This is a genomic window from Dellaglioa sp. CoH-55-MRSF-8, assembly GCF_056782195.1.
Genome location: NZ_JBXAYH010000094.1, coordinates 1 through 389, shown reverse-complemented (window position 1 = coordinate 389; position 389 = coordinate 1). Strand labels below are relative to the sequence as shown.

At 52.7% G+C, this 389-nt stretch carries 1 protein-coding gene; it reads right to left on the bottom strand.

The genetic code is table 11. From position 1 onward, the window contains the following. On the bottom strand, positions 1–219 hold a 219-nt coding region (locus tag AC1RPW_RS08055), incomplete at its 3' end, for a hypothetical protein (RefSeq protein WP_481769452.1). Between the last annotated feature and the right edge of the window lie 170 nt (positions 220–389).

Sequence of the window (389 nt, the reverse complement as noted above, 5' to 3'; positions counted from 1 at the left end):
GAACTGTTCTGGGTACTGAACACGTCCAATTGCGATCGAAATTTCGTGGTATCGCTTTATTTCATCAACCACCAGCTTCCATTGTGGGCTGAGAATACCTATATCCTGCACCCACCCATCCTTATCAGGCTCGGGGCTTCGACAAACAATCATGTCTGGGTCTTGGCCCCGGGGCTTGCATAGTTCTCGCGCTGCGCGTTCGAGTTGTCGTTCGTTCATACGCTGGCCTCGTACATAAGTTCCTTTTCATCACGGCCAAGACCCAATGCTACTGTAGTCAGGCTCCTATGGATGGATGCACGCTCTTCTGTAGTAAGAGCGCGTGATGCACCGTTGATGAAGGCGCTGCGCGTCGAGCCACGCACAATGTGTTCTGGCATTGGATCGCC